The following is a 20,204-nucleotide window of genomic DNA, read 5'->3' as shown; positions in this document are numbered from 1 at the left end:
CGCCCGCGGCGAGTGGCAGGAGGTGGCCGAACTGCCCTGGCACGGCGGGGTGCAGCGCGGCCGCGCAGCAGGCCGCGGCGGCCGTCCGCGGCATGGACGGCTCCGAGACCGTGGTCCTCGACGGGAGACGGGTGCTGCGCCGCGGCACCCCGGCCGCCCCGGCCCCCGCACGGCCCGCGACCGCACCACGCGGCATCGAAGCGCCCGCCACCGAAGCGCCCGCCACCGAAGCGCCCGCCACCGAAGCACCCGCCACCGAAACGTCCGCCACCGAGCTGGCGGTCGGCCAGGACGGCGCCCTGGCACCGGTCTTCGCCGACCGATGGGGCACCGTCCCCCGGGCCGTCCGGGCGGTACGGGAGGCCGTCCTGGACGGGCTGCGGACCGCGGCCGCGGCCCGGACCGAACTCGGCGAGCGGTCGGCGCTGAGCCGGGCCCTCGGCACCCGGCTGCCGGTGGCCCAGGGTCCGATGACCAGGGTCAGCGACCGGCCCGGGTTCGCGGCGGCGGTCGCCGAGGCGGGCGGCCTGCCGTTCGTGGCCCTGGCCCTGGCCGGGCCGGAGCACTCCCGCGACCTGCTCGAACGGACCCGGACCGCGGTGGGCGCGCGGCCCTGGGGCGTCGGCGTCCTCGGCTTCGCGCCCGAGGAACTGCGCGCGGCCCAGCTGGCCGAGGTACTCGCCGCCCGCCCCACCCACGCCGTGATCGCCGGCGGACGCCCGGCCCAGGCACGGGTGCTGGAGGAGGCCGGGATCCGCACCTACCTGCACGTGCCCTCACCCGGGCTGCTGCGGCAGTTCCTGGAGGACGGGGCCCGCAGATTCGTCTTCGAGGGCGCGGAGTGCGGCGGCCATGTCGGGCCGCGGCACAGCTTCCCGCTCTGGGAGGCGCAGTCGGCGGTGCTGGAGGAGTTCCTCGACGCGGCGGCGCCGGACAGGCCGCCGGTGGAGGTGCTGTTCGCGGGCGGCGTGCACGACGAGCGCTCCGCCGCCATGGTGGCGGTGCTGGCGGGACCGCTGGCCGCCCGTGGCGTCGCGGCCGGGGTGCTGATGGGCACCGCCTACCTGTTCACCGAGGAGGCGGTCGCGCACGGGGCCGTACAGCCGCTGTTCCAGCGTCAGGTGGTGGCGGCGCAGGCCACGGAGCTGCTGGTGACGGCTCCGGGCCATGCGACGCGGTGCGTGCCGAGCCCGTTCACCGCCGAGTTCCGGGCGCTGCACGAGCGGCTGCGCGCCGACGGGGTGCCGGACCGGGAGGTCTGGGAGCGGCTGGAGCGGCTGAACGTGGGCCGGTTGCGGATCGCCGGCAAGGGCGTCGACCGGGTGGCGGGCGAGCTGACCGCCGTCGACGAGGCGGGCCAGCTGGAGCAGGGGATGTTCATGGCCGGGCAGGTCGCCGTGGTGCGGTCGGCCACCACGACCATGGCCGCTCTGCACACCGCCGTCAGCGCGGGCGCGGCGGACTTCCTGACGGCACGGGCCGAGGAGCTGACGCAGGAACTCGGCCTGTCCCCCGCCGCCGCGGCACCCGAGCCCGAGCCGGAGCCGCTGCGGATCGCGGTGATCGGCATGGCGGGCATGTTCCCGAACGCCCCCGACCTGCCCGCGTTCTGGGCGAACGTGCTGGCCGGCGTGGACTCCGTCACCGAGGTCCCCGCCGAGCGCTGGGACCCGGCGCTCTACCACTCGCCGGACGGCGGACCCGGCACCACGCCCTCCAAGTGGGGCGGTTTCCTGCCGCCGGTCCCGTTCGACGCCCTGTCCTACGGCATCCCGCCGGCCGCATTGGCCAGCATCGAGCCGGTCCAGCTGCTGGCCCTGGAGGCGGCCCGCCGGGCGCTGACGGACGCCGGGTACGACGGGGGCGGCCCGGAGGGCGGCCGGGCCTTCGACCGCTCGCGCACCAGCGTGGTGTTCGGGGCGGAGGCGGGCAGCGACCTGTCCAACGCGGGCGTACTGGGGGCGGTGCTCCCCGCCTATCTGGGCGCGGTGCCGCCGGCCGTCGCCGAGCAGCTGCCGAAGCTCACCGAGGACTCGTTCCCGGGCATGCTGGCCAACGTGATCTCCGGGCGGATCGCCAACCGCCTCGACCTGGGCGGCGCCAACTTCACCGTGGACGCGGCCTGCGCCTCCTCGCTGGCCGCGCTCGACGTGGCCTGCAAGGAGCTGACGGCGGGCACCGCCGACCTGGCCCTGTGCGGCGGCGCCGACCTGCACAACGGCATCAACGACTACCTGCTCTTCGCCTCGGTGCACGCGCTGTCGCCGACCGGGCGCTCCCGCCCGTTCGACGCGGCGGCGGACGGCATCGCGCTGGGCGAGGGCGTCGGCTGCCTGGTGCTGAAGCGGCTGGCCGACGCCGAACGGGACGGCGACCGGGTGTACGCCGTGGTCCAGGGCGTCGGCAGCGCCAGCGACGGCCGCTCCCTCGGCCTCACCGCCCCGCGGCCCGAGGGGCAGCGGGCCGCGCTGGAGCGGGCGTACCGAGGCGCCGGGGTCGACCCGGCCGCCGTTGGCCTGGTGGAGGCGCACGGCACCGGCACGGTGGTCGGCGACCGCACCGAACTGGCGACGCTCACCGCCGTGTTCACGGCCGCCGGCGCGGCGCCGGGAAGCTGCGCGCTGGGATCGGTGAAGTCGCAGATCGGGCACACCAAGTGCGCGGCGGGACTGGCGGGCCTGATCAAGGCCTCGCTGGCGCTGCACACCGGGGTGAAGCCGCCGACCCTGCACCTGACCCGCCCGAATCCGGCCTGGGAGGCGGCGAGCAGCCCGTTCGCGTTCCACAACGAGCCCAGGCCGTGGGCCGAGCCGGCCGCCGAACGGGTGGCCGGGGTAAGCGCGTTCGGCTTCGGCGGTACCAACTTCCATGCCGTGCTGACCGGTTACGACGGCCCCTCACCGCTGCACGGGTCGCAGCAGTGGCCGGCCGAGCTGTTCCTCTTCCGCGGCGGTGACCGGGAACGAGCGCTTCGCGGGGTGACCGAACTGCTGCGGCTGGCGGAGGCGGAGGGCTCGCCGTGGCGGCTGCGCGACCTCGCGCTGGCGGCCTGCACCCGGGCGGAGTCCGGCCACGGGCCGGTCCAGGTAGCGGTGGTTGCCTCCGGCGTCACGGAACTGGCCGCACTGCTGCGCCGCGCGCTGGACGGGGAGCACGATCCGGCGGCCGGGGTGCACCTGGCCGAACGCGGCCCGGTCGGCGGTGAGGTGGCGTTCCTCTTCCCCGGCCAGGGCAGCCAGCGTCCGGGGATGCTCGCGGAGCTGTTCACCGCGTTCCCGGCGGTGCAGCGGCATCTGCTGCTGGGCCGCGCGTACGCGGACGTGCTGTACCCGCCGACGGCGTTCACCCCCGAGGCGCGGGAGGCGCAGCGCGTGGCGGTGACCGACACCAGGGTGGCCCAGCCGGTGCTGGGCATCGCGGAACTGGCCGCGCACGAGCTGCTCGGGCTGGCCGGGGTCCGCCCGCAGCTGGCGGCCGGGCACAGCTACGGCGAGCTGGTCGCGCTCTGCGCGGCCGGGGCGCTGGCGGCGCGGGATCTGCCGGAGATCAGTGCCCGGCGGGCGCTGGCGATCCTGGACGCGGTCGGCGAGGGCGAGGACCCGGGGTCGATGGCCGCGGTGGCGGCCGCGGCCGAGCAGGTCGAACAGGTGCTGGGCGACGCCGGACTGGCCGGCCGGGTGGTGGCGGCCAACCACAACGCGCCGCGGCAGACCGTCATCTCGGGTGCGACGCCCGAGGTCGCGGCCGCGACGGAGCGGCTGCGCGAGGCCGGGTACGGGGTGAAGCGGCTGCGGGTCGCCTGTGCGTTCCACAGTCCGCTGGTCGCCGGCGCGGGTGAGCGGTTCGCCGACGCGCTCGCGGGCTGGCAGGTGCGGGCGCCGGAGTTCCCGGTCTACTCCAACCGGACGGCCGCCGCGTACCCGGCCGACCCGGCCGCGGTCCGGGCCGGGCTGGCGGCGCAGGTCGGCGCCCCGGTGCGGTTCGTGGCCCAGATCGAGGCGATGTACGAGGCGGGTGCCCGGGTGTTCGTGGAGGCCGGGCCGGGGTCGGTGCTGACCGGTCTGGTCTCGGCGGTGCTCGGTGACCGGCCGCACCGTGCGGTGCCGCTGGAGGGGCGGCGCCGCGGCCTGCCCGGGTACCTGGACGCGCTGGCCGAACTGGCCGTCGCTGGTGTGCCGGTGAGCACCGCACGGCTGCTGCACGGCCGCGGCGCGGTGGACGCCGGCCGGGCGCGGGCCGCGCGGCGGCCCGGCTGGACGGTGGACGGACAGCTGGTCCGCACCGCCGCCGGAGAACTGCTGCCCGGTGCGCTCGCACCGGCCCGACCCGTACCGGAGGCACTGGTGGCCGCACAGGACGCACACACGCACGTCCACGCGCACCGGAGTGGGGACGCCCTGGTGGCGGACTTCCTGAGCAGCAGCCGGGAGTTGATCGCGGCGCAGCGCGATGTGCTGCTGACGTACTTCGGCGCGGCGGGCGTCGCGGCGCCGGCGGCGGTTGCGGCGCCCGCCGTCCCGGTGCCGGCGGTCGCGGCGGCGCAGCCCGAGCCGGCGCCCACCACCGACGCGCCACCCGCCCCCGGCGACCTCCTCACCACCGTCATCACCCTGATCAGCGAACGCACCGGCTACCCCGCCGACATGATCGAACCCGACCTCGACCTCGAAGCCGACCTCAGCATCGACTCCATCAAACGCACCGAAATCATCGGCCAACTCGCCCGCCACCTCAGCAACACCACCACCACCGACCTCACCACCCTCGACGACCACCACCTCGAACAACTCACCAACGCCCGCACCGCCGCAGCCATCACCAACTGGCTCACCACCCACACCACCACCCCCACCCCACCCACGACCGCACCCACCACCGACACACCTCCGGCGCCCGCCGTGGTGGGGCACGAGCCGGTACGTCTGCGGTTGCTGCCCGTGCCGCTCCCGGCGCCCGCGGGGTCGCCGCAGCTACTGGCCGGCCGGCGCTTCGCGCTGCTCGGCTCGGACGGCCGCGGCGCGGCCGAGGCGGTGGCGGCGCTGCTCTCCGGGCACGGCGCGCAGGTGCTGTCGCTGGACGCCGAACATCTGCTGTCCGCGGGCGACGGGCCGGTGGACGGGGTGCTGCTGCTCGATCCGCTGGCCGCGCACGGCGCGCCGGTGCTACCGGGCTGCGTGAGCGTGCTGCAGGCCGCGCTGGCCGGCGGGCCGCGGTGGCTGTTCGCCGTCCGTGCGGCCTCCCCGGACGCCACAGGCCGGACGGACGGGCTGCGCGGACTGCTGCGCAGCCTCGCCCGCGAGTACCCCGGAACCTCGGCCCGGCTGGTGGAGTTCGAGCCTTCGGTGACACCGGCCGGGCTGGCCGAGGCGCTGGTCGGCGAGCTGCTCGCGGAGGACCGCGAACCGGTGGTGCTGCACGGCCCGGCCGGACGTCAGGGCCTGTCCCTGGTGGAGTCCGGTCTCGGACTGCTGGCGAGCACCGGTGCGGGGCCGGCCGGTGACGGTGCGGCGGAGGCCGCCGCCCTGGGGCTCGACCGGGACTCGGTGGTGCTGCTGGTCGGCGGGGCGCGCGGGATCACGGCGCGGTTCGCGGCGGCGCTCGCGGCGGCCTCACGCTGCCGGTTGGAGCTGCTGGGCCGGACCGCACCGCCGGAGGGCCCCGAGGACCCGGTGACGGCTGGCGCCAGGGACCGGTCGGCGCTGCGGGCGGTCCTCGCCCGGCAGGGGGTTCCGCTGCCGGAGGTGGACCGTGCGGCGTCCCGGCTGCTGGCCGGCCGGGAGGTGGCGGCGACCTTGGAGGAGCTGACCGCGCTGGGTTCGGCGGCCCGCTACCAGGCGGTGGACGCGGCCGACCCGGCGGCCGTGCGGCAGGCGGTCAAGGAGGTGTACGCGGCGCACGGCCGCCTGGACGGGGTGGTGTACGCGGCGGGCGTGATCGAGGACCGGGTGTTCGCGGACAAGGACCCGGAGTCCTTCCGGCGGGTCTTCGCCACCAAGGCGGACGGCGCCCGGGCGGTGCTCGACGCGCTGGCGGAGCTGGCGGCCGGGCCGCGGTTCACGGTGCTGTTCGGCAGCATCGCGGCCGCTCTGGGCAACCGCGGCCAGGCGGACTACGCGGCGGCCAACGACGCGTTGGAGGCGCTCGGTGCCCGCTGGGCAGCGGGGACCGGCCGGCGGGCGCTGACCGTGCACTGGGGGCCGTGGGCGCCCTCCGGCCCGCACGGCGGCATGGTGTCGCCGGAGCTGGCGCTGGACTACGCGCGCCGGGGCGTACGGCTGATCGACCCGGGCGCGGGCACGCTGGCGCTGCTGCGCGAGCTGGCCTGGGGCGAGGAGTCGGTGCGGTCCGTGGTCTACACGGCGTCGGGCTGGTGACGGCCGTGGCGAGCTCCCAGGCGTCCCCGGCCTCCCCCACCTCCCCCGCGTCAGCTGCTGCCCCGCAGGTGCCGGTCGCGGTGGTGGGCATGGCGGTGCTGCTGCCGGGCGCGCCGGACCTGGCAACGTACTGGCGCAACCTGCTCGGCGGCGTCGACGCGATCACGGAGGTGCCCGACGGCCGTTGGGACGCGGGGTTCTACGACCCGTCGGCGGCCTCCGGGCCCGCTGCCCCGGACCGGCTGTACTGCCGGCGCGGCGGCTTCGTGGACGCGCTGGCCGAGGTGCAGCCCACCCGGTTCGGCATCATGCCGAGTTCGGTGTCCGGGACCGAACCCGACCAGCTGATCGCCTTACAGGTGGCGGCCGCGGCCATCGCGGACGCGGGCGGCCCGGACCGGCTGCCCGACCGCGACCGGATCGGGGTGGTGCTGGGCCGGGGCGGGTACCTGACGCCAGGCCTGGTCCGGCTCGACCAGCGGGTCCGTACCGCGCACCAGCTGGTGCGCACCCTCGGCGAACTGCTGCCCGACCTCACCGCCGGGCAGCTGGCCCGGGTGCGGGAGGCGTTCACCGAGCGGCTCGGCCCGGACCGGCCGGAGTCGGCGATCGGGCTGGTGCCCAACCTGGCCGCCTCCCGGATCGCCAACCGGCTCGACCTGCGCGGCCCTGCGTACACGGTGGACGCCGCCTGTGCGTCATCGCTGGTCGCCGTCGACCAGGCGGTCGGCGAACTGGCCGGCGGGCGCTGCGATCTGGTGCTGGCCGGCGGGGTGCACCACTGCCACGACGTCACCCTGTGGAGCGTGTTCGCGCAGTTGCGGGCGCTCTCTCCGAGCGAGCGGATCCGGCCGTTCCACCGGGGCGCCGACGGTCTGCTGATCGGCGAGGGCACGGGGGTGGTGGTGCTCAAGCGGCTCGCCGACGCCGAGCGCGACGGCGACCGGGTGTACGCGGTGGTCCGCGGCACCGGCGTGGCCGGCGACGGACGCACCGCCGCGCTGGCCAGCCCCGACCCGGGCGGACAGAGCCGGGCGGTGCGGGCTGCCTGGCGGGCGGCCGGGCTGGACCCGGCGGCGCCGGACGCGCTGGGGCTGCTGGAGGCCCACGGCACCGCCACCCCCGCCGGGGACGCCGCCGAACTGGCCACGCTGGCCCAGGTGTTCGGTCCGGCGGTGGACGGTGAGCGGCGGGCCGTACTCGGCTCGGTGAAGTCGATGATCGGCCATCTGATGCCGGCCGCGGGCATCGCCGGGCTGGTCAAGGCGGCCCTCGCCGTCCACCACGGGGTCCTGCTCCCCACCCTGCACTGCGACGACCCGCACCCCGCCCTGGCCGCCACCCGCTTCCGCACCGTCCCCGCCGGCGAGCCCTGGGAGGGCGAGGGGCCGCGCCGGGCCGCCGTGAACGCGTTCGGCTTCGGCGGCATCAACGCGCACGTGGTGCTGGAGCAGGCCCCGACCGGGGCCGGGCCCGGCCCCGTACCGGCCGTCGTGACCGAGCCCGAGCGGGTGCTGCGGCTGGCCGCCGACAGCCCCGAGCAGCTGGCGCGGCTGCTGGCGGGCGACGACCGCGCGGTGCTGGCCGCCGGCCTGCCGGAGCGGGGTGCGCCCGTGGCGGGCTGCCGGCTGGCGGTCGTCGACCCGACCGCGAAGCAGTTGGCGCTCGCCCGGCGCGCGGTCTCCCGGGGGCGGGCCTGGCGCGGCCGAGGCGACGTGTGGTTCGCCCCGCAACCGCTGCTGGGCACCGGTGGGGCGGGCGCCGGCCGGCTGGCGTTCGTCTTCCCCGGCCTGGAGGGCGAGTTCGTCCCCCGCGTGGACGACGTCGCGGACCACTTCGGTCTGGTGCGCCCGGCCGCGGCGGGCGGCCGTGGGGCCGCCGCGCAGGTGGGCGACATCGGCCGGCACGGGGCCGGCGTGGTCGCGGTGGGCCGGCTGCTGGACACGGCCCTGCGCCGGATGGGCGTCCGCCCGGACGCGGTGGCCGGGCACAGCGTCGGCGAGTGGACCGCGATGATCAGCGCCGGGCTGTACTCCGGCGCGTCCGTGGACTCCTTCCTGGAGTCCTTCGATCCCGAGGCACTGCACGTCCCCGGGCTCTCGTTCGCCGCGCTGGGCGCCTCCGCCGACCAGGTGGGCGAGGTCCTGCGCAGCTCCCGGGACCTGGCGCAGGTGGTGCTCTCGCACGACAACGCACCGCAGCAGTCGATCGTCTGCGGCCCCGAGGAGCCGGTCGCGGAGCTGGTCCGCCGGTTCCGCGCGCGCGGGGTGCTGGGGCAGGTGCTGCCGTTCCGGTCCGGCTTCCACACACCGATGCTCGGGCCCTACCTCGGCCCGATCCGGCAGGCCGCCGACCGCTTCGAGCTGCACCCGCCGTCCGTGCCGGTCTGGTCCGGGACGACGGCCTCGCCGTTCCCGGCGGCCGAGGCGGAGGTCCGCGCGCTGTTCGTCCGTCACCTGCTGGAGCCGGTCCGGTTCCGGCCGCTGATCGAGGCCATGTACGCGGCGGGGTTCCGGGCGTTCGTCCAGGTGGGCACCGGACAGGTGGGCTCCCTGGTCGGCGACACGCTGGGCGGCCGGGAGCACCTGGTGGTGGCGGCGAACTCCCCGCACCGCGACGGGCTGGCGCAGCTGCGGCGGGTGGCCGCCGCGCTCTGGGCGGACGGTGCCGAGCCGGACCAGGCTGCGCTGTACCCGGACCGGCCGGACCGCTCGGCGGAGCCGGCCGGGCGGTACCCGGCCGTGCGGTTGGACCTCGGCGGCCCGCTGGTGTCGCTGGATCCCGCCGTGCTGGGCCCGCTGCGGGCCGAGCTGGCGCCGCGGGCCGCCGCGCCGGTGCCGGGCGCGCGGACCGTCCCGGTCCCCGTTCCCGCCCTCGGCGAGGTCCCCGCCGGCGGCTCCGGCCTGGCCTCGCTGGCCACCCGCCATCCGCTGGCCGCCGAACTCGACGCCCTCCTGAGGGAAACCGAACACGCCGCCGCCGAACTGATCAGGGCCGGCGCCGACATGGCCGCCGGACCCGGCGCGCCGCCCCGGCCACCCGCCGTGGGCGCAGCGCCCGCCGTGGCCCCTCCGCCCACCGTGAGCGCTGCGCCTGCCGTGAGCGGACCGCCGGCCGTCGTGCACAGCAGCCGCCTGCGGGTGTCGACCGCCGCCATGCCGTACCTGCTCGACCACTGCTTCTTCCGGCAGCGTCCGGGCTGGCCCGATCTGACCGACCGGTGGCCGGTCGTGCCGGCCACCACGATCGTGCAGCACCTGATGGACGCCGCGGAGCGGGCGCAGCCCGGCCGGATCGCCACCGGCGCGTCCGGGCTGCGGTTCGGCCAGTGGGTGCCGGCCGCCGAGCCCCTGGAGGTGGAACTCACGCTGAGCGACGCCGGCCCCGGCCGGCTCGCCGCCGACTTCGGCGGATTCGCCCGGGGAACGGTCGAACTGGCGGACCGTCATCCGTCGCCGCCGGCCGCGTGGCGCCCCGATCCGGCCGCCGAGCGGGCCCCGGAGCTGACGGCGGCCGGCCTCTACGGGGAGCGGTGGATGTTCCACGGTCCGGCGTTCCAGGGCCTGAGCGAGCTGACCGCGCTGGGCACGTCCCACGTCCGCGGGGTGATCACCGCGCCGGCCGCGCCCGGTGCGCTGCTGGACAACGTCGGCCAGCTGCTCGGCTACTGGATCATGGCCACCCGGACCGAGCGGACCGTCGTCTTCCCGGTCGGTCTGCGCCGCCTCACCCTGTACGGCCCGGCCCCGCGGCCGGGCACCCGCCTGGACGCCCACATCCGCATCACCGCGCTGACCGACTCCACGCTGGAGGCCGACGTGCAGGTGGTCTCCGGCGGCGCCGTCTGGGCGGAGGTGCAGGGCTGGCAGGACCGCCGCTTCGACAACCACCCGGACACCCGGCCGGTCGAACGGTTCGCCGACCGGCACACCCTCTCCCGGCCGCAGCCCGGCGGCTGGGTCCTGCTGCACGAACGCTGGCCGGACCTCGCCTCCCGCGATCTGATCATGCGCAACCACCTGGGCGCCGAGGAACGGGCCCGCTACGGGCAGCAGCCGCCGCGCGCGCGGCGCGCCTGGCTGCTCGGCCGGATCGCGGCGAAGGACGCGGTGCGGCGGTGGCTCTGGGAACACGGCGAGGGCCCGGTCTTCCCCGCCGAGATCGCCGTCTCCAACGAGGAGTCCGGCCGCCCCCGGGTGTCCGGTCTGCACGGCCGGGCCCTCCCGGAGCTGGACGTCTCGCTCGCGCACCGGGCCGAGGCCGCGGTGGCCCTGGTCCGGCCCCGCCGGGCGGGCGGCGGACCCGGCGTGGGCATCGACCTGGAGGAGGTGGCGGAGCGTCCGCCGGAGACGGCCGAGGTGGCGCTCGGCCCGGCGGAGCGGGAGCTGCTGACGGCCTGCCGGGCCGCCCACGGCGGCTCCCCGGCCCTGTGGTTCACCCGGTTCTGGGCCGCCAAGGAGGCCGCGGCCAAGGCCGAGGGCACCGGGCTGCAGGGCCGGCCGCGGGACTTCGCCGTGGTGTCGGCCGAGCCGTCCGCCCTGCTGGTCACCCGCCTCGGCCCCGGCGGGTCCCGCACCCACCGGGTCCGGTGCACCGACCTGGCCGCCCCGCCCGGGCTACCGGAGCGCAGCTACGTGGTGGCCTGGACCCCGCCCACCGACGACCCCGAGACCCCGAACGACGAAGGGACGGCCACCACGTGAACGGCAGCACGGAGACCGGCGGCACACCCGCCACCGACCAGGCCCCGCCCACCGACCAGGCCCCGCCGACCGAGCATCAGATCCTCGCGGAGATCGCCGGTCTGCTGGCGGTCGTCCTCGACGAGTACGGCCTCGATGAGGGCGAGGTCACCATGGACGCCCGGTTCGCCGAGGACCTCGGCCTGGAGAGCATCGACCTGGTGACCCTCGCCGGGCACCTCCAGGAGCGCTGGGGCGAGCGGATCAACTTCGCCGAGTGGCTGGCGGGCATGGAGCTGGACGAGATCATCGGCCTGACGGTCGGCCGTCTGGTCGCCCATGTCGCGGACCGGCTGCAGACCGCCGGGCGGAGCTGACCGTGGCCTTCCTCGACCTCGGCGCACTGCGCTTCCACGTCCAGCGGCTGGGCCCCGCCGACGGCGGCCCGCCCGCCGCCACCGCCGTCCTGCTGCACGGCCTGCTGACCGACAGCCTGGCCAGCTACTACTTCACCCTGGCGCCCGCGCTGGCCGCCGCCGGGGTGGAGGTCCTGATGTACGACCAGCGCGGGCACGGCCGCAGCGGGCGCCCGCCGGGCGGGTACCGGCTGGAGCGGTTCGTCGACGACGCGGAGGAGCTGCTGGAGCGGCTGGCCCCGGACCGGCCCGTCCACCTGGTCGGCAACTCCTTCGGCGGCACGGTGGCGTTCGCGCTGGCCGCCCGGCGCCCAGAGCGGATCACCGGCATCCTCGCCATCGAGTCCGAACCGGCCTCGCCCGCATGGGCCGTCAAACTGGACGGCATCCTGCGGCAGGCCGAGACCGGCCTGGCCGACGAGCCGACGCTCGCCTGGGTGGCCGCGCGGCGCGGCGCGCACACCGCCCGGCTGGCCCGCTCGGCGGGGCGGCTGCTGGCCGGCACCACGCTGGCCCGCGAAATCCCGGCCAGCCGGCTGCCCACCGAGGCGCAGTTGCGCCGGATCGGCTGCCCCGTGCTGGCGGTCTACGGCACCGAGTCCGACCTGGCCGCGCAGGCGGCCTGGCTGGAGTCGCTGCTGCCGGACTGCCGGAGCACCTTCGTCCCCGGCCAGGAGCACTCCGTGCTGATCGAGGCGCCGGACACCGTCCTCGCGCTCACCCTGGCCTGGCTGCGCGAGCACGGCGCCGAGCTGCGCGGCCCGGCCGCCCGCGGGGACCTGGAGAGGAGCCTGCGGTGACCCGGTTCCTGTTCGTCGTACCGCCGCTGGTCGGCCATGTGAACCCGCTCGTCGGGGTGGCGGCCGAGCTCCGGGCCCGCGGGCACGCGACCGCCTGGGCGGGCCTGCCGGAGCTGGTCGGACCCCTCGCGGGCCCGGGTGCCCGGGTCCTGCGCTGCGCCGTCGCCGCCGGGGACGCGGCCCCGCCGCGGCCGCCGGAGCTGCGCGGCCCGGCGGCGCTCAAGTTCCTCTGGGCGGACTTCCTGGTCCCGCTGGCCGAGGCGATGGCCCCGGGGGTGGCGCGGGCGGTGGCCCGGTTCGAACCCGACGTCCTGGTGGTGGACCAGCAGGCGCTGGCCGGCGCGCTGGTCGCCGAGCGGCTCGGCCTGCCGTGGGTCACCACCGCGTCCACCTCGGCCGAGTTCACCGGCGCCCTCGACGGGATGCCGCTGGTGGCCGCCTGGATCGAGGGGCTGCTCGCCGAGCTGCGCGGGCGCCTCGCGGGCCCGGACCGGACGGCCGACCCGCGGTTCTCCCCGTACCTGACGCTCGCCTTCACCACCCCGGAACTGGCCGGTCCACTCGCCGCTCCGGCGGGCCCGGTGCGTTTCGTCGGCCCGTCGGTGACGGCCCGGCCGGCGGCCGGCGCCTTCCCCTGGGAGTGGCTCGACCCGGACCGCGCCACCGTGCTGGTCAGCCTGGGGACCGTCAACACCGACGCCGGTACGCAGTTCCTGACGGCGTGCCGGGAGGCGCTGCGGGAGCGCGCCGGACGGCTCCAGGCGGTGATCGCCGACCCGGGCGGGGTGCTCGGACCGCCCGCGGGCGACGCCGACGTGCTGGTGCTGCCCTCGGTGCCGCAGCTGGACCTGTTGCCGCGGACGGCCGCGGTGGTCTGCCACGCCGGTCACAACACCGTCTGCGAGGCGCTGTGGCACGGTGTGCCGCTGGTGGTCGCCCCGATCCGGGACGACCAGCCGGTGGTGGCCGGCCAGGTGGTGGCGGCGGGCGCCGGGGTCCGGGTGCGGTTCGGGCGGACCGGCGCCGACCGGCTCGGCCGGGCGGTGGACGCCGTGCTGGACGATCCGGCCCACCGGGCCGCGGCCCGCCGGATCGGCGGATCCTTCCGGGCGGCGGGCGGCGCGGCCGCCGCCGCGACCTGCCTCGAACAGCTCCGCACCCCGGCCGTCAGGAGGGCACGTTGACCACCGAGACCCGCCCCACCACCGGCCCGACGGCCCGCAGCCGGCAGGTCGCCGCGCTGCGTCCGGGCTACCTGGCCGACCTGGCCGACGGGACCGACCGGTTCTTCGAGCCGCGCCGCGCCGACTGCCCCTGGTGCGGCTCCACCGCGCTGCGGCGCCGGCTGCGCACCACCGACCTGCTCCAGCACAAGCCGGGCCGGTTCGGCCTGGACGCGTGCGGCGGCTGCGGGCACGTGTTCCAGAACCCCCGGCTGAACGGCGCCGGGCTGGAGTTCTACTACCGGGACTTCTACGACGGGCTGGGCGAGCAGCGGCTGGCCGGTCTGTTCGGCACCCGCGCCGCCGTCTACCGCGGCCGCGCCCGGGCGGCGGCCCCGTACGCGAGCGCGCCCGGCCGCTGGCTGGACGTCGGCACCGGGCACGGACACTTCTGCGAGACTGCCCGCGCGGACTTCCCCGACACCGTCTTCGACGGCCTGGATCTCAGCGAGGGCGTCGAACTGGCGGAGCACAGCGGCCGGTTGGCGCGCGGCTTCCGGGGTTCCTTCCCGGAGCTGGCCGCCGGACCGTCCTCCGAACTGGCCGGCCGGTACGACGTGGTGAGCATGTTCCACTACCTGGAGCACAGCACCGACCCGGGCCGCGAACTCGCGGCGGCCCGGGAGGCGCTGCGCCCCGGCGGGCTGCTGCTGATCGAGGTCCCCGACCCGCGGTGCCGCTACGCCCGGCTGCTGGGCAGGTGGTGGCTGCCGTGGTTGCAGCCCCAGCACCTGAACCTGGTGCCCGCCGCCAATCTGTCCGAGCGGCTCGGCGAACTGGGCTTCACGGTGCTGACGGAGCAGCACCGGGAGCCGCACGACCCGGTCGACCTGCTGGCGGCCTGCTGGCTGCTGCTGGACGCGGTGGCCCCGCGCGAGGACGCGCCGTGGCTGCCCGGTGCGCCGCCGGGGCGGCTGCGGCGGGCCCTGCGCGGTGCGTGTTTCCTGGCGGGCTCCCCGGTCCTGCTGCTGGCCGCCCTGCTCGACCGGCTCGTCGCGCCGGTGGCCGGACGCGCCGGGCTGTCCAACGCCTACCGCCTGGTCGCCCGCCGCGGGGCGTAGCGGACCGACGCCAGGCCGCGGCCGGCGGCCGGGCGTCGGTCCGGAGGCCTAGAAGGTGCTGTCGTAGGTGTAGTGGCGGGTGTGGTCGAGCATGTCGGCCGGGGTGGTGTCGTTCCACGGCTTCATGGTGTCGTTGAGGTCGATGACGTCCGGGGTGTTGCCGGCGGGCAGGTAGCTCTGGCTGGGGTGGCGGCGCTGCCACTCGGCCCACAGCTTGTCGATGAAGCAGTGGTGCAGCCAGAACACCGGGTCGTTCGGCGACATGCCGGTGCTCATCATGCCGCCGACCCAGACGTGCACCCGGTTGTGCAGGTTGACGCCGCGCCAGCCCTCGAGCTGGTTGCGGAAGCCGTCCGAGGAGCTGTTCCAGGGGGCGGCGTCGTAGGTGGCGACGGCGAGCACCGACTCCACCTCGGCGCGGGTGGGGAGTTGGGCGACGCCGGTGCCCAGCGAACGGCGCAGGTAGTCGCGGGTGTCGGGGCGCACGCCGAGCGTCCAGCGGCCGGTGCCGCCGGCGAACGGGCCGGTGGTGACCTGGCCGTCGCGGGCGCGGCCGTTGCCGCCCATCAGGTCGTTGCCCCACAGGCTCGCCGTGGGGGTGCGGTCGGCGGTCCAGTCCCAGTAGGGCAGGGTGACGGCCGGGTTGACGCTCTGCAGGTCCTGCTCGAACTGGAGCAGGAAGCGCCGGTGCCAGGGCAGGAAGGACGGCGAGCGGTGGCCGGTGCGCTCGCCCCGGTCGGTGTCGGAGATGATGAACTGGTTGTGGGTGCTGACGTAGGCGTCGTAGCGGCCGAGCCGCTTGAGCTCCAGCACCGCGTCGACGAAGGCGCGCTTCTCGGCGGCGGTCAGGGTCGACTGGTTCTTGCGTACTGCCATGGTGGTCCTCCGGTCGGGCCAGGGTGGTGGGGTCCGAGGTCAGACCAGGGCGAGCGGGGCGAGGTCGGCGCCCTGCAGGTCGTCGACGGCGGCGCGGGCGAGGGCCCGCGGGGTCGGGTGGGTCTGGTAGTGGTTGATGACGCTGATCCAGGTGCCGTCGGCGTTGCGCATCATGTGCAGTTCGCGGCCGTCGATCTGGACGGCGTAGCCGGTGTCGTGGTGGTGGGCTCCGCCGGCCGCGCCGGCGGTCGGGGCGCCGGTGATGCGACGGCCCCGGTACTGCTCGTCGAAGCGGTCGCCCGCGCCGGGGTCGGCGGCGGCGGCCGGACTGTCGGCCGGGCCGGTGGCGCCGAGGACGATGGCGCCGACGGCCGCGGTGAGCGCGACGCCGGCGCCCTGGAGCATCCGCCGGCGGGTCAGTTCGGTTGCGGCGTGGCCGTTTTCGGGCATGCCGGATTCCCCCTCTGGGTGGTGGGTGGTGGTCGGCGGGCGATCGGCCACCGGTCGGGTGGCGTTCGAGCCCTGCCTGCCCACCCATGCTTGCAAGATCGCCCGGGGCTCCGGAACGGCCGATCGGCGGGGGTCGGTCGGATGACGGGCTTTCCGGACATCCCACCGCAGATGTTGCATCTTGTATCAGTCCAGGAACCGCGGATTCTGCGGTGATCCATGCGGAGAATATGAAGATCCTCCTTCGGATGATCACCTCAGCAGCAAGATCTTTTGCCTGATCGGGATCCTGTGGCCTGGTTCACCTGCGCAAGGTTGGCGCATAGCGGTGGCCTGATCGGACGTCATATTACTTTCCGGTAATCTCGGGCCGTCCCCCGGGTAAACCGCCCGCCACCTTTTGAAGGATCCGTACGTGCTCCGTCACCGGCCCCGCCGTCCCGGCCGCCTCGCCCGCTCCGCCACGGCCGCCACCGCCGCCTCCCTGCTCCTGTCCGGCCTGTCCGCCGCACCCGCGCTCGCCGCCGCACCCGCCGCCCCCGCGGCCGCCCCCGGAGCCGCCGCGACCCCGCACCTGGACGCCGTCGAGCAGACCCTGCGCCAGGTCTCCCCCGGGCTCGAGGACTCGGTCTGGCAGCGCACCGCGGGCAACGGCTTCACCACCCCGGCCGGCGACCCGGCCGGCTGGCTGCTGCAGACCCCCGGGTGCTGGGGGGACGCCGCCTGTACGGACCGGGCCGGCACCCGCAAGCTGCTCGACCGGATGACCTCGGACATCTCCGCGGCCACCCGCACCGTCGACATCTCCACCCTCGCCCCGTTCCCCAACGGCGGCTTCGAGGACGCCCTGGTCGCCGGGCTGAAGGCCTCCGTCGCGGCGGGCAACCACCTCCAGGTCCGGATCCTGGTCGGCGCGGCGCCGCTCTACAACGTCAACGTGCTGCCCTCGGGGTACCGCGACGAGCTGGTCTCCAGGCTCGGCGACGCGGCCGGCTCGGTCACCCTCACCCTGGCCTCGATGACCACCTCCCGGACGGCGTTCTCCTGGAACCACTCCAAGCTGGTGGTGGTGGACGGACGGACCGTCATCACCGGCGGCATCAACGGGTGGAAGGACGACTACCTCGACACCGCCCACCCCGTCACCGACGTCGACCTCGCCCTGACCGGCCCGGCCGCCGGCTCGGCCGGCCGCTACCTGGACACCCTCTGGGGCTGGGCCTGCCAGCACACCGGCGTGTTCTCCAACGCCTGGTTCGCCTCCACCGGCGGCGCCGCCTGCCGGCCCTCCCTGGAGCGGGACCTCAACCCGGCGCCCGCCCCCGCCGCCGGCGGCGTACCGGTGATAGCCGTCGGCGGCCTGGGCGTCGGCATCAAGGACAAGGACCCGTCCTCCGCGTACCACCCCACCTCGGCCACCGCGGCCGACACCAGGTGCGGCCCGGTCAACCTGCACGACAACACCAACGCCGACCGCGACTACGAGACCGTCAACCCGGAGGAGAACGCGCTGCGCGCGCTGATCGCCGGTGCCAACAGCCACCTCGAGATCTCCCAGCAGGACGTCAACGGCACCTGCCCGCCGCTGCCGCGCTACGACGTCCGCCTGTACGACCTGCTGGCGGGCCGGCTGGCCGCCGGGGTTAAGGTCCGGATCGTGGTCAGCGACCCGGCCAACCGGGGCGCCGTCGGCAGCGGCGGCTACTCGCAGATCAAGTCGCTGGCCGAGGTCGGCGACACCCTGCAGGCCCGGCTCACCGTGCTCAACGGCGGCGACGCGCCCAAGGCCAAGGCCGTGATGTGCCAGAACCTCCAGCTGGCATCGTTCCGCGCCGCCCCGAGCGCCACCTGGGCGGACGGCCACCCGTACGCGCTGCACCACAAGCTGGTCTCGGTGGACGGCTCGGCGTTCTACATCGGCTCGAAGAACCTCTACCCGGCCTGGCTGCAGGACTTCGGGTACATCGTCGAGGACACCACCGCCGCCGCACAGCTGGACCGCGACCTGCTCGCCCCGGAGTGGCAGTACTCGCAGGCCACGGCGACGGTCGACTGGAGCAAGGGCCTCTGCCCGTCCTGACCCGCACCACCCCCGACCGGCCCCGCTCGGCCCCGACCGGCCCCGACCGGCCCCGCCCACGAGCCGGGCCGGCCGGGCGGGGCCGTTCCCCCGAGGAGTGATCCGCTTGCCGCACGAGCCCTACCGCACCGTCGCCGCCGCCGAGGTCCCGCCGGTCCCCGCCCCGGACGGCGCCACCGTCCTGCCGCTGCTGGCCCTCGACGGGCTGGGCAGCTTCGCCCGGTTCGACCTGCCGCCGGGGGCGGTCACCCGGGCCGTCTCGCACGCCACCGTCCAGGAGCTCTGGTACGTCACGGAGGGCTCCGGCCGGCTGTGGCGGAGCCAGGACGGCACACAGAGCACCGTCGACCTGCGGCCGGGTACGGCGGTCTCGATCCCGCTGGGGACCGCGTTCCAGTTCCGCGCGGAGCCCACCGCCGCGGGCCCGCTGCGGATCGTCGCCGTCACCATGCCGCCGTGGCCGCAGGACACCCCCGAGGCCCGCCCGGAGCAGGGGCCGTGGACGCCCACCTTCGACTGAACCGCCGCCCGGCCGGGACCGGGCGGTAGCCCGTCCGCCGTACCGCGGATACACCCGGACGGCGGAGTATCCGGCCTGGGACCAGCACAGTTCGAGCCCGCGGCGGCAGCATGGGTTCATGACACCTGACACCGGCCCCAGCGAGATCAAGACGTATACACACGGTCAGCACCTCCGGGTGAGCGACCGGACCGGCTCCCCCGACGGCCCCGTGGACGAGGTCCTCGGCGCCGCGGCGGGCGACGCGGACACCGGCCTGCTCGACGACGGGGCGTACGACGACGTGATCACCCGCTCGGTGAACTGAACCGCCGGCCCGGTGGCCCGCCGCCCTCCGACGGGCCACCCCGAACCGGCCGGACCACGGGGTCAGTGCGATCCGGTGGTCGGAACCCCGAGCCCCGCCAGGCCGGACAGGAACAGTTCCACCCCCACCGCGGCCAGCAGCAGGCCGAGCAGCCGCGAGAGCACCTCCAGCGAAGTCTGGTGGGTGCGGCGGAGCACCGGCGCGAGCGCGACGACGGACAGCAGGTCGATCGCGACCACCGCCGTGTACGCGACCGCGATGGTGGTGTTCCAGCCGAGGCTGTCCTCACCCCGGGTCTCGACCAGGACTGCCGTCATCGCCAGCGGGCTCGCCACGAACGGCAGCAGCAACTCCCGTACCCCCTCGGCCAGCGGATTGACCAGCGTGCCCTCGTCCACGTCGCTGCCCAGGTGGATGCCGAGCACCAGCGCGATCGCGTAGACGGTGAAGATCAGGCCGCCCGCCAGCTTGAGCGACTCGTCGCCGATGTGGAAGAAGTCGGTGAGGAAGTCCGACAGGTACGCCATCGCGATGCCGAGCACCGCGGCGATCGCCGAGCTGACGCTCGCCACCCGGATCAGTTCCCGGCTGGTGCGGTTACGGGCCACGTGGGCGAAGGCGAGCAGCACCTTCGGCGGGCCGACCACCGCGAAGAAGGTGATGAACGCGGAGCTCAGGTTGAAGGGGGACACCGGCCCATCCTCGCCCGGTGGCCCGCCGCCCGCCGCGCTGCGACACGGCCTGGCCGCCGGCGCTAGGCTTGCGGCCCATGGAACTCGGCACGGCACTGTGGTCCTTCGCACTGGTCGTCGGACTCCTCACCCTCACCCCCGGTCTGGACACCGCGCTGATCCTGCGGACCTCGGCACTCGGCCGCCGCCGGCGGGCCTGGGGCGTGGTGCTCGGCATCCAGACCGGCACCCTGCTCTGGGGCACCCTCACCTCACTCGGCGTCACCGCCCTGCTGACCGCCTCCCACCTCGCCTACGAGGCGCTGCGCTGGGCCGGTGCCGGGTACCTGCTGTGGATGGGGGCGCGGATGCTGCTGGAGACCTGGCGGCGCGGCCCGCTGGGCGCGCCGGCCGCCGACGCGGAGCTGTCGGCCGGCTGCGACAGCGTGGGCGGCGGCTGGCGGCAGGGCACCCTGACCAACCTGCTCAACCCGAAGGTGGGCGTCTTCTACGTCGCCGTCCTGCCGCAGTTCATCCCGGCCGGAGCACCGCACTTCACCACCGGGGTGCTGCTCACCTGCGTCCACATCCTGCTCGGGCTGGTCTGGTCGGCGGTGCTGGTCGGGTGCGCCCGGGCGCTGAGCGGCTGGCTCAGGCGGCCGTCGGCGCGCCGGCTGCTCGACCGGGTCACCGGCACGGTGATCGCCGCGTTCGGCCTGCGGCTCGCCCTGGAGGGCTGACCCT

Annotated in this window: 13 protein-coding genes; 10 read left to right on the top strand and 3 right to left on the bottom strand. The window is 76.0% G+C overall.

The features are described 5' to 3' along the window. Positions 1 to 92: 92 nt before the first annotated feature. From AB0D08_RS10490 to AB0D08_RS10465, 6 genes are all read left to right on the top strand, one after another. Positions 93 to 6,374, top strand: coding sequence for an SDR family oxidoreductase (locus AB0D08_RS10490; RefSeq protein ID WP_359887623.1), 6,282 nt, complete (start codon positions 93 to 95; stop codon positions 6,372 to 6,374). 68 nt (positions 6,375 to 6,442) lie between these two features. After that, positions 6,443 to 11,077, top strand: a complete 4,635-nt coding sequence (locus AB0D08_RS10485) for a beta-ketoacyl synthase N-terminal-like domain-containing protein (RefSeq protein ID WP_359887633.1) — start codon at positions 6,443 to 6,445, stop codon at positions 11,075 to 11,077. 80 nt (positions 11,078 to 11,157) lie between these two features. Then, positions 11,158 to 11,433 (top strand): phosphopantetheine-binding protein, encoded by a 276-nt coding sequence (locus AB0D08_RS10480; protein WP_033823577.1) that lies wholly within the window; start codon positions 11,158 to 11,160, stop codon positions 11,431 to 11,433. Positions 11,434 to 11,435: 2 nt separating this feature from the next. Continuing rightward, positions 11,436 to 12,272, top strand: coding sequence for an alpha/beta hydrolase (locus AB0D08_RS10475; RefSeq protein ID WP_359887620.1), 837 nt, complete (start codon positions 11,436 to 11,438; stop codon positions 12,270 to 12,272). After that, a complete protein-coding gene (locus tag AB0D08_RS10470; protein ID WP_359887617.1) occupies positions 12,269 to 13,456 on the top strand; it encodes a glycosyltransferase in 1,188 nt (395 codons plus the stop codon). The genes AB0D08_RS10475 and AB0D08_RS10470 overlap by 4 nt, the downstream gene beginning before the upstream one ends. Next, positions 13,453 to 14,556 carry a class I SAM-dependent methyltransferase gene (locus AB0D08_RS10465; RefSeq protein ID WP_359887616.1) on the top strand — a complete coding sequence of 368 codons (1,104 nt, stop codon included), beginning with the start codon at positions 13,453 to 13,455 and terminating at the stop codon, positions 14,554 to 14,556. Before AB0D08_RS10470 ends, AB0D08_RS10465 begins: the two co-directional genes overlap by 4 nt. Positions 14,557 to 14,604: 48 nt before the next feature. Here the strand turns inward: AB0D08_RS10465 and AB0D08_RS10460 are convergent, their stop codons facing one another. Then, complete coding sequence (locus AB0D08_RS10460) at positions 14,605 to 15,432, bottom strand: tyrosinase family protein (RefSeq protein ID WP_033823558.1); 828 nt, start codon at positions 15,430 to 15,432, stop codon at positions 14,605 to 14,607. 39 nt (positions 15,433 to 15,471) lie between these two features. Then, on the bottom strand, positions 15,472 to 15,882 hold the full coding sequence (locus tag AB0D08_RS10455; protein ID WP_033823559.1) for a tyrosinase cofactor: 411 nt from the start codon (positions 15,880 to 15,882) through the stop codon (positions 15,472 to 15,474). Positions 15,883 to 16,297: 415 nt separating this feature from the next. Between AB0D08_RS10455 and AB0D08_RS10450 the strand changes: the two genes are divergently transcribed. The 3 genes from AB0D08_RS10450 (at position 16,298) to AB0D08_RS10440 (ending at position 18,789) form a co-directional block, all read left to right on the top strand. Further along, positions 16,298 to 17,962, top strand: coding sequence for a phospholipase (locus tag AB0D08_RS10450; protein ID WP_359887613.1), 1,665 nt, complete (start codon positions 16,298 to 16,300; stop codon positions 17,960 to 17,962). Positions 17,963 to 18,068: 106 nt separating this feature from the next. Beyond that, positions 18,069 to 18,482 (top strand): cupin domain-containing protein, encoded by a 414-nt coding sequence (locus tag AB0D08_RS10445; RefSeq protein ID WP_051813785.1) that lies wholly within the window; start codon positions 18,069 to 18,071, stop codon positions 18,480 to 18,482. 178 nt (positions 18,483 to 18,660) lie between these two features. Beyond that, positions 18,661 to 18,789, top strand: a complete 129-nt coding sequence (locus AB0D08_RS10440) for a hypothetical protein (RefSeq protein WP_359887610.1) — start codon at positions 18,661 to 18,663, stop codon at positions 18,787 to 18,789. A gap of 62 nt (positions 18,790 to 18,851) precedes the next feature. Here AB0D08_RS10440 and AB0D08_RS10435 read toward each other — a convergent pair whose 3' ends face one another. Beyond that, positions 18,852 to 19,481: a MarC family protein gene (locus tag AB0D08_RS10435; RefSeq protein WP_033823560.1), complete on the bottom strand. Its 630-nt coding sequence runs from the start codon at positions 19,479 to 19,481 to the stop codon at positions 18,852 to 18,854. Between the two features lie 77 nt (positions 19,482 to 19,558). On the opposite strand from AB0D08_RS10435, the gene AB0D08_RS10430 reads away from it, so the two are divergent. Next, positions 19,559 to 20,200, top strand: coding sequence for a LysE family translocator (locus AB0D08_RS10430; RefSeq protein WP_033823561.1), 642 nt, complete (start codon positions 19,559 to 19,561; stop codon positions 20,198 to 20,200). Positions 20,201 to 20,204: the final 4 nt, after the last annotated feature.

This window comes from Kitasatospora sp. NPDC048540, assembly GCF_040651175.1.
Taxonomy (GTDB): domain Bacteria; phylum Actinomycetota; class Actinomycetes; order Streptomycetales; family Streptomycetaceae; genus Kitasatospora.
The sequence above is the reverse complement of the archived record's forward strand: the minus strand, read 5'-3'. Positions and strand labels throughout refer to the sequence as shown.

Excerpts from the sequence above, each read along its gene's own strand:
- AB0D08_RS10455 (WP_033823559.1), bottom strand. The coding sequence starts at position 15,882 with ATGCCCGAAAACGGCCACGCCGCAACCGAACTGACCCGCCGGCGGATG.
- AB0D08_RS10460 (WP_033823558.1), bottom strand. The coding sequence starts at position 15,432 with ATGGCAGTACGCAAGAACCAGTCGACCCTGACCGCCGCCGAGAAGCGC.
- AB0D08_RS10430 (WP_033823561.1), top strand. The coding sequence starts at position 19,559 with ATGGAACTCGGCACGGCACTGTGGTCCTTCGCACTGGTCGTCGGACTC.
- AB0D08_RS10490 (WP_359887623.1), top strand. The coding sequence starts at position 93 with ATGGACGGCTCCGAGACCGTGGTCCTCGACGGGAGACGGGTGCTGCGC.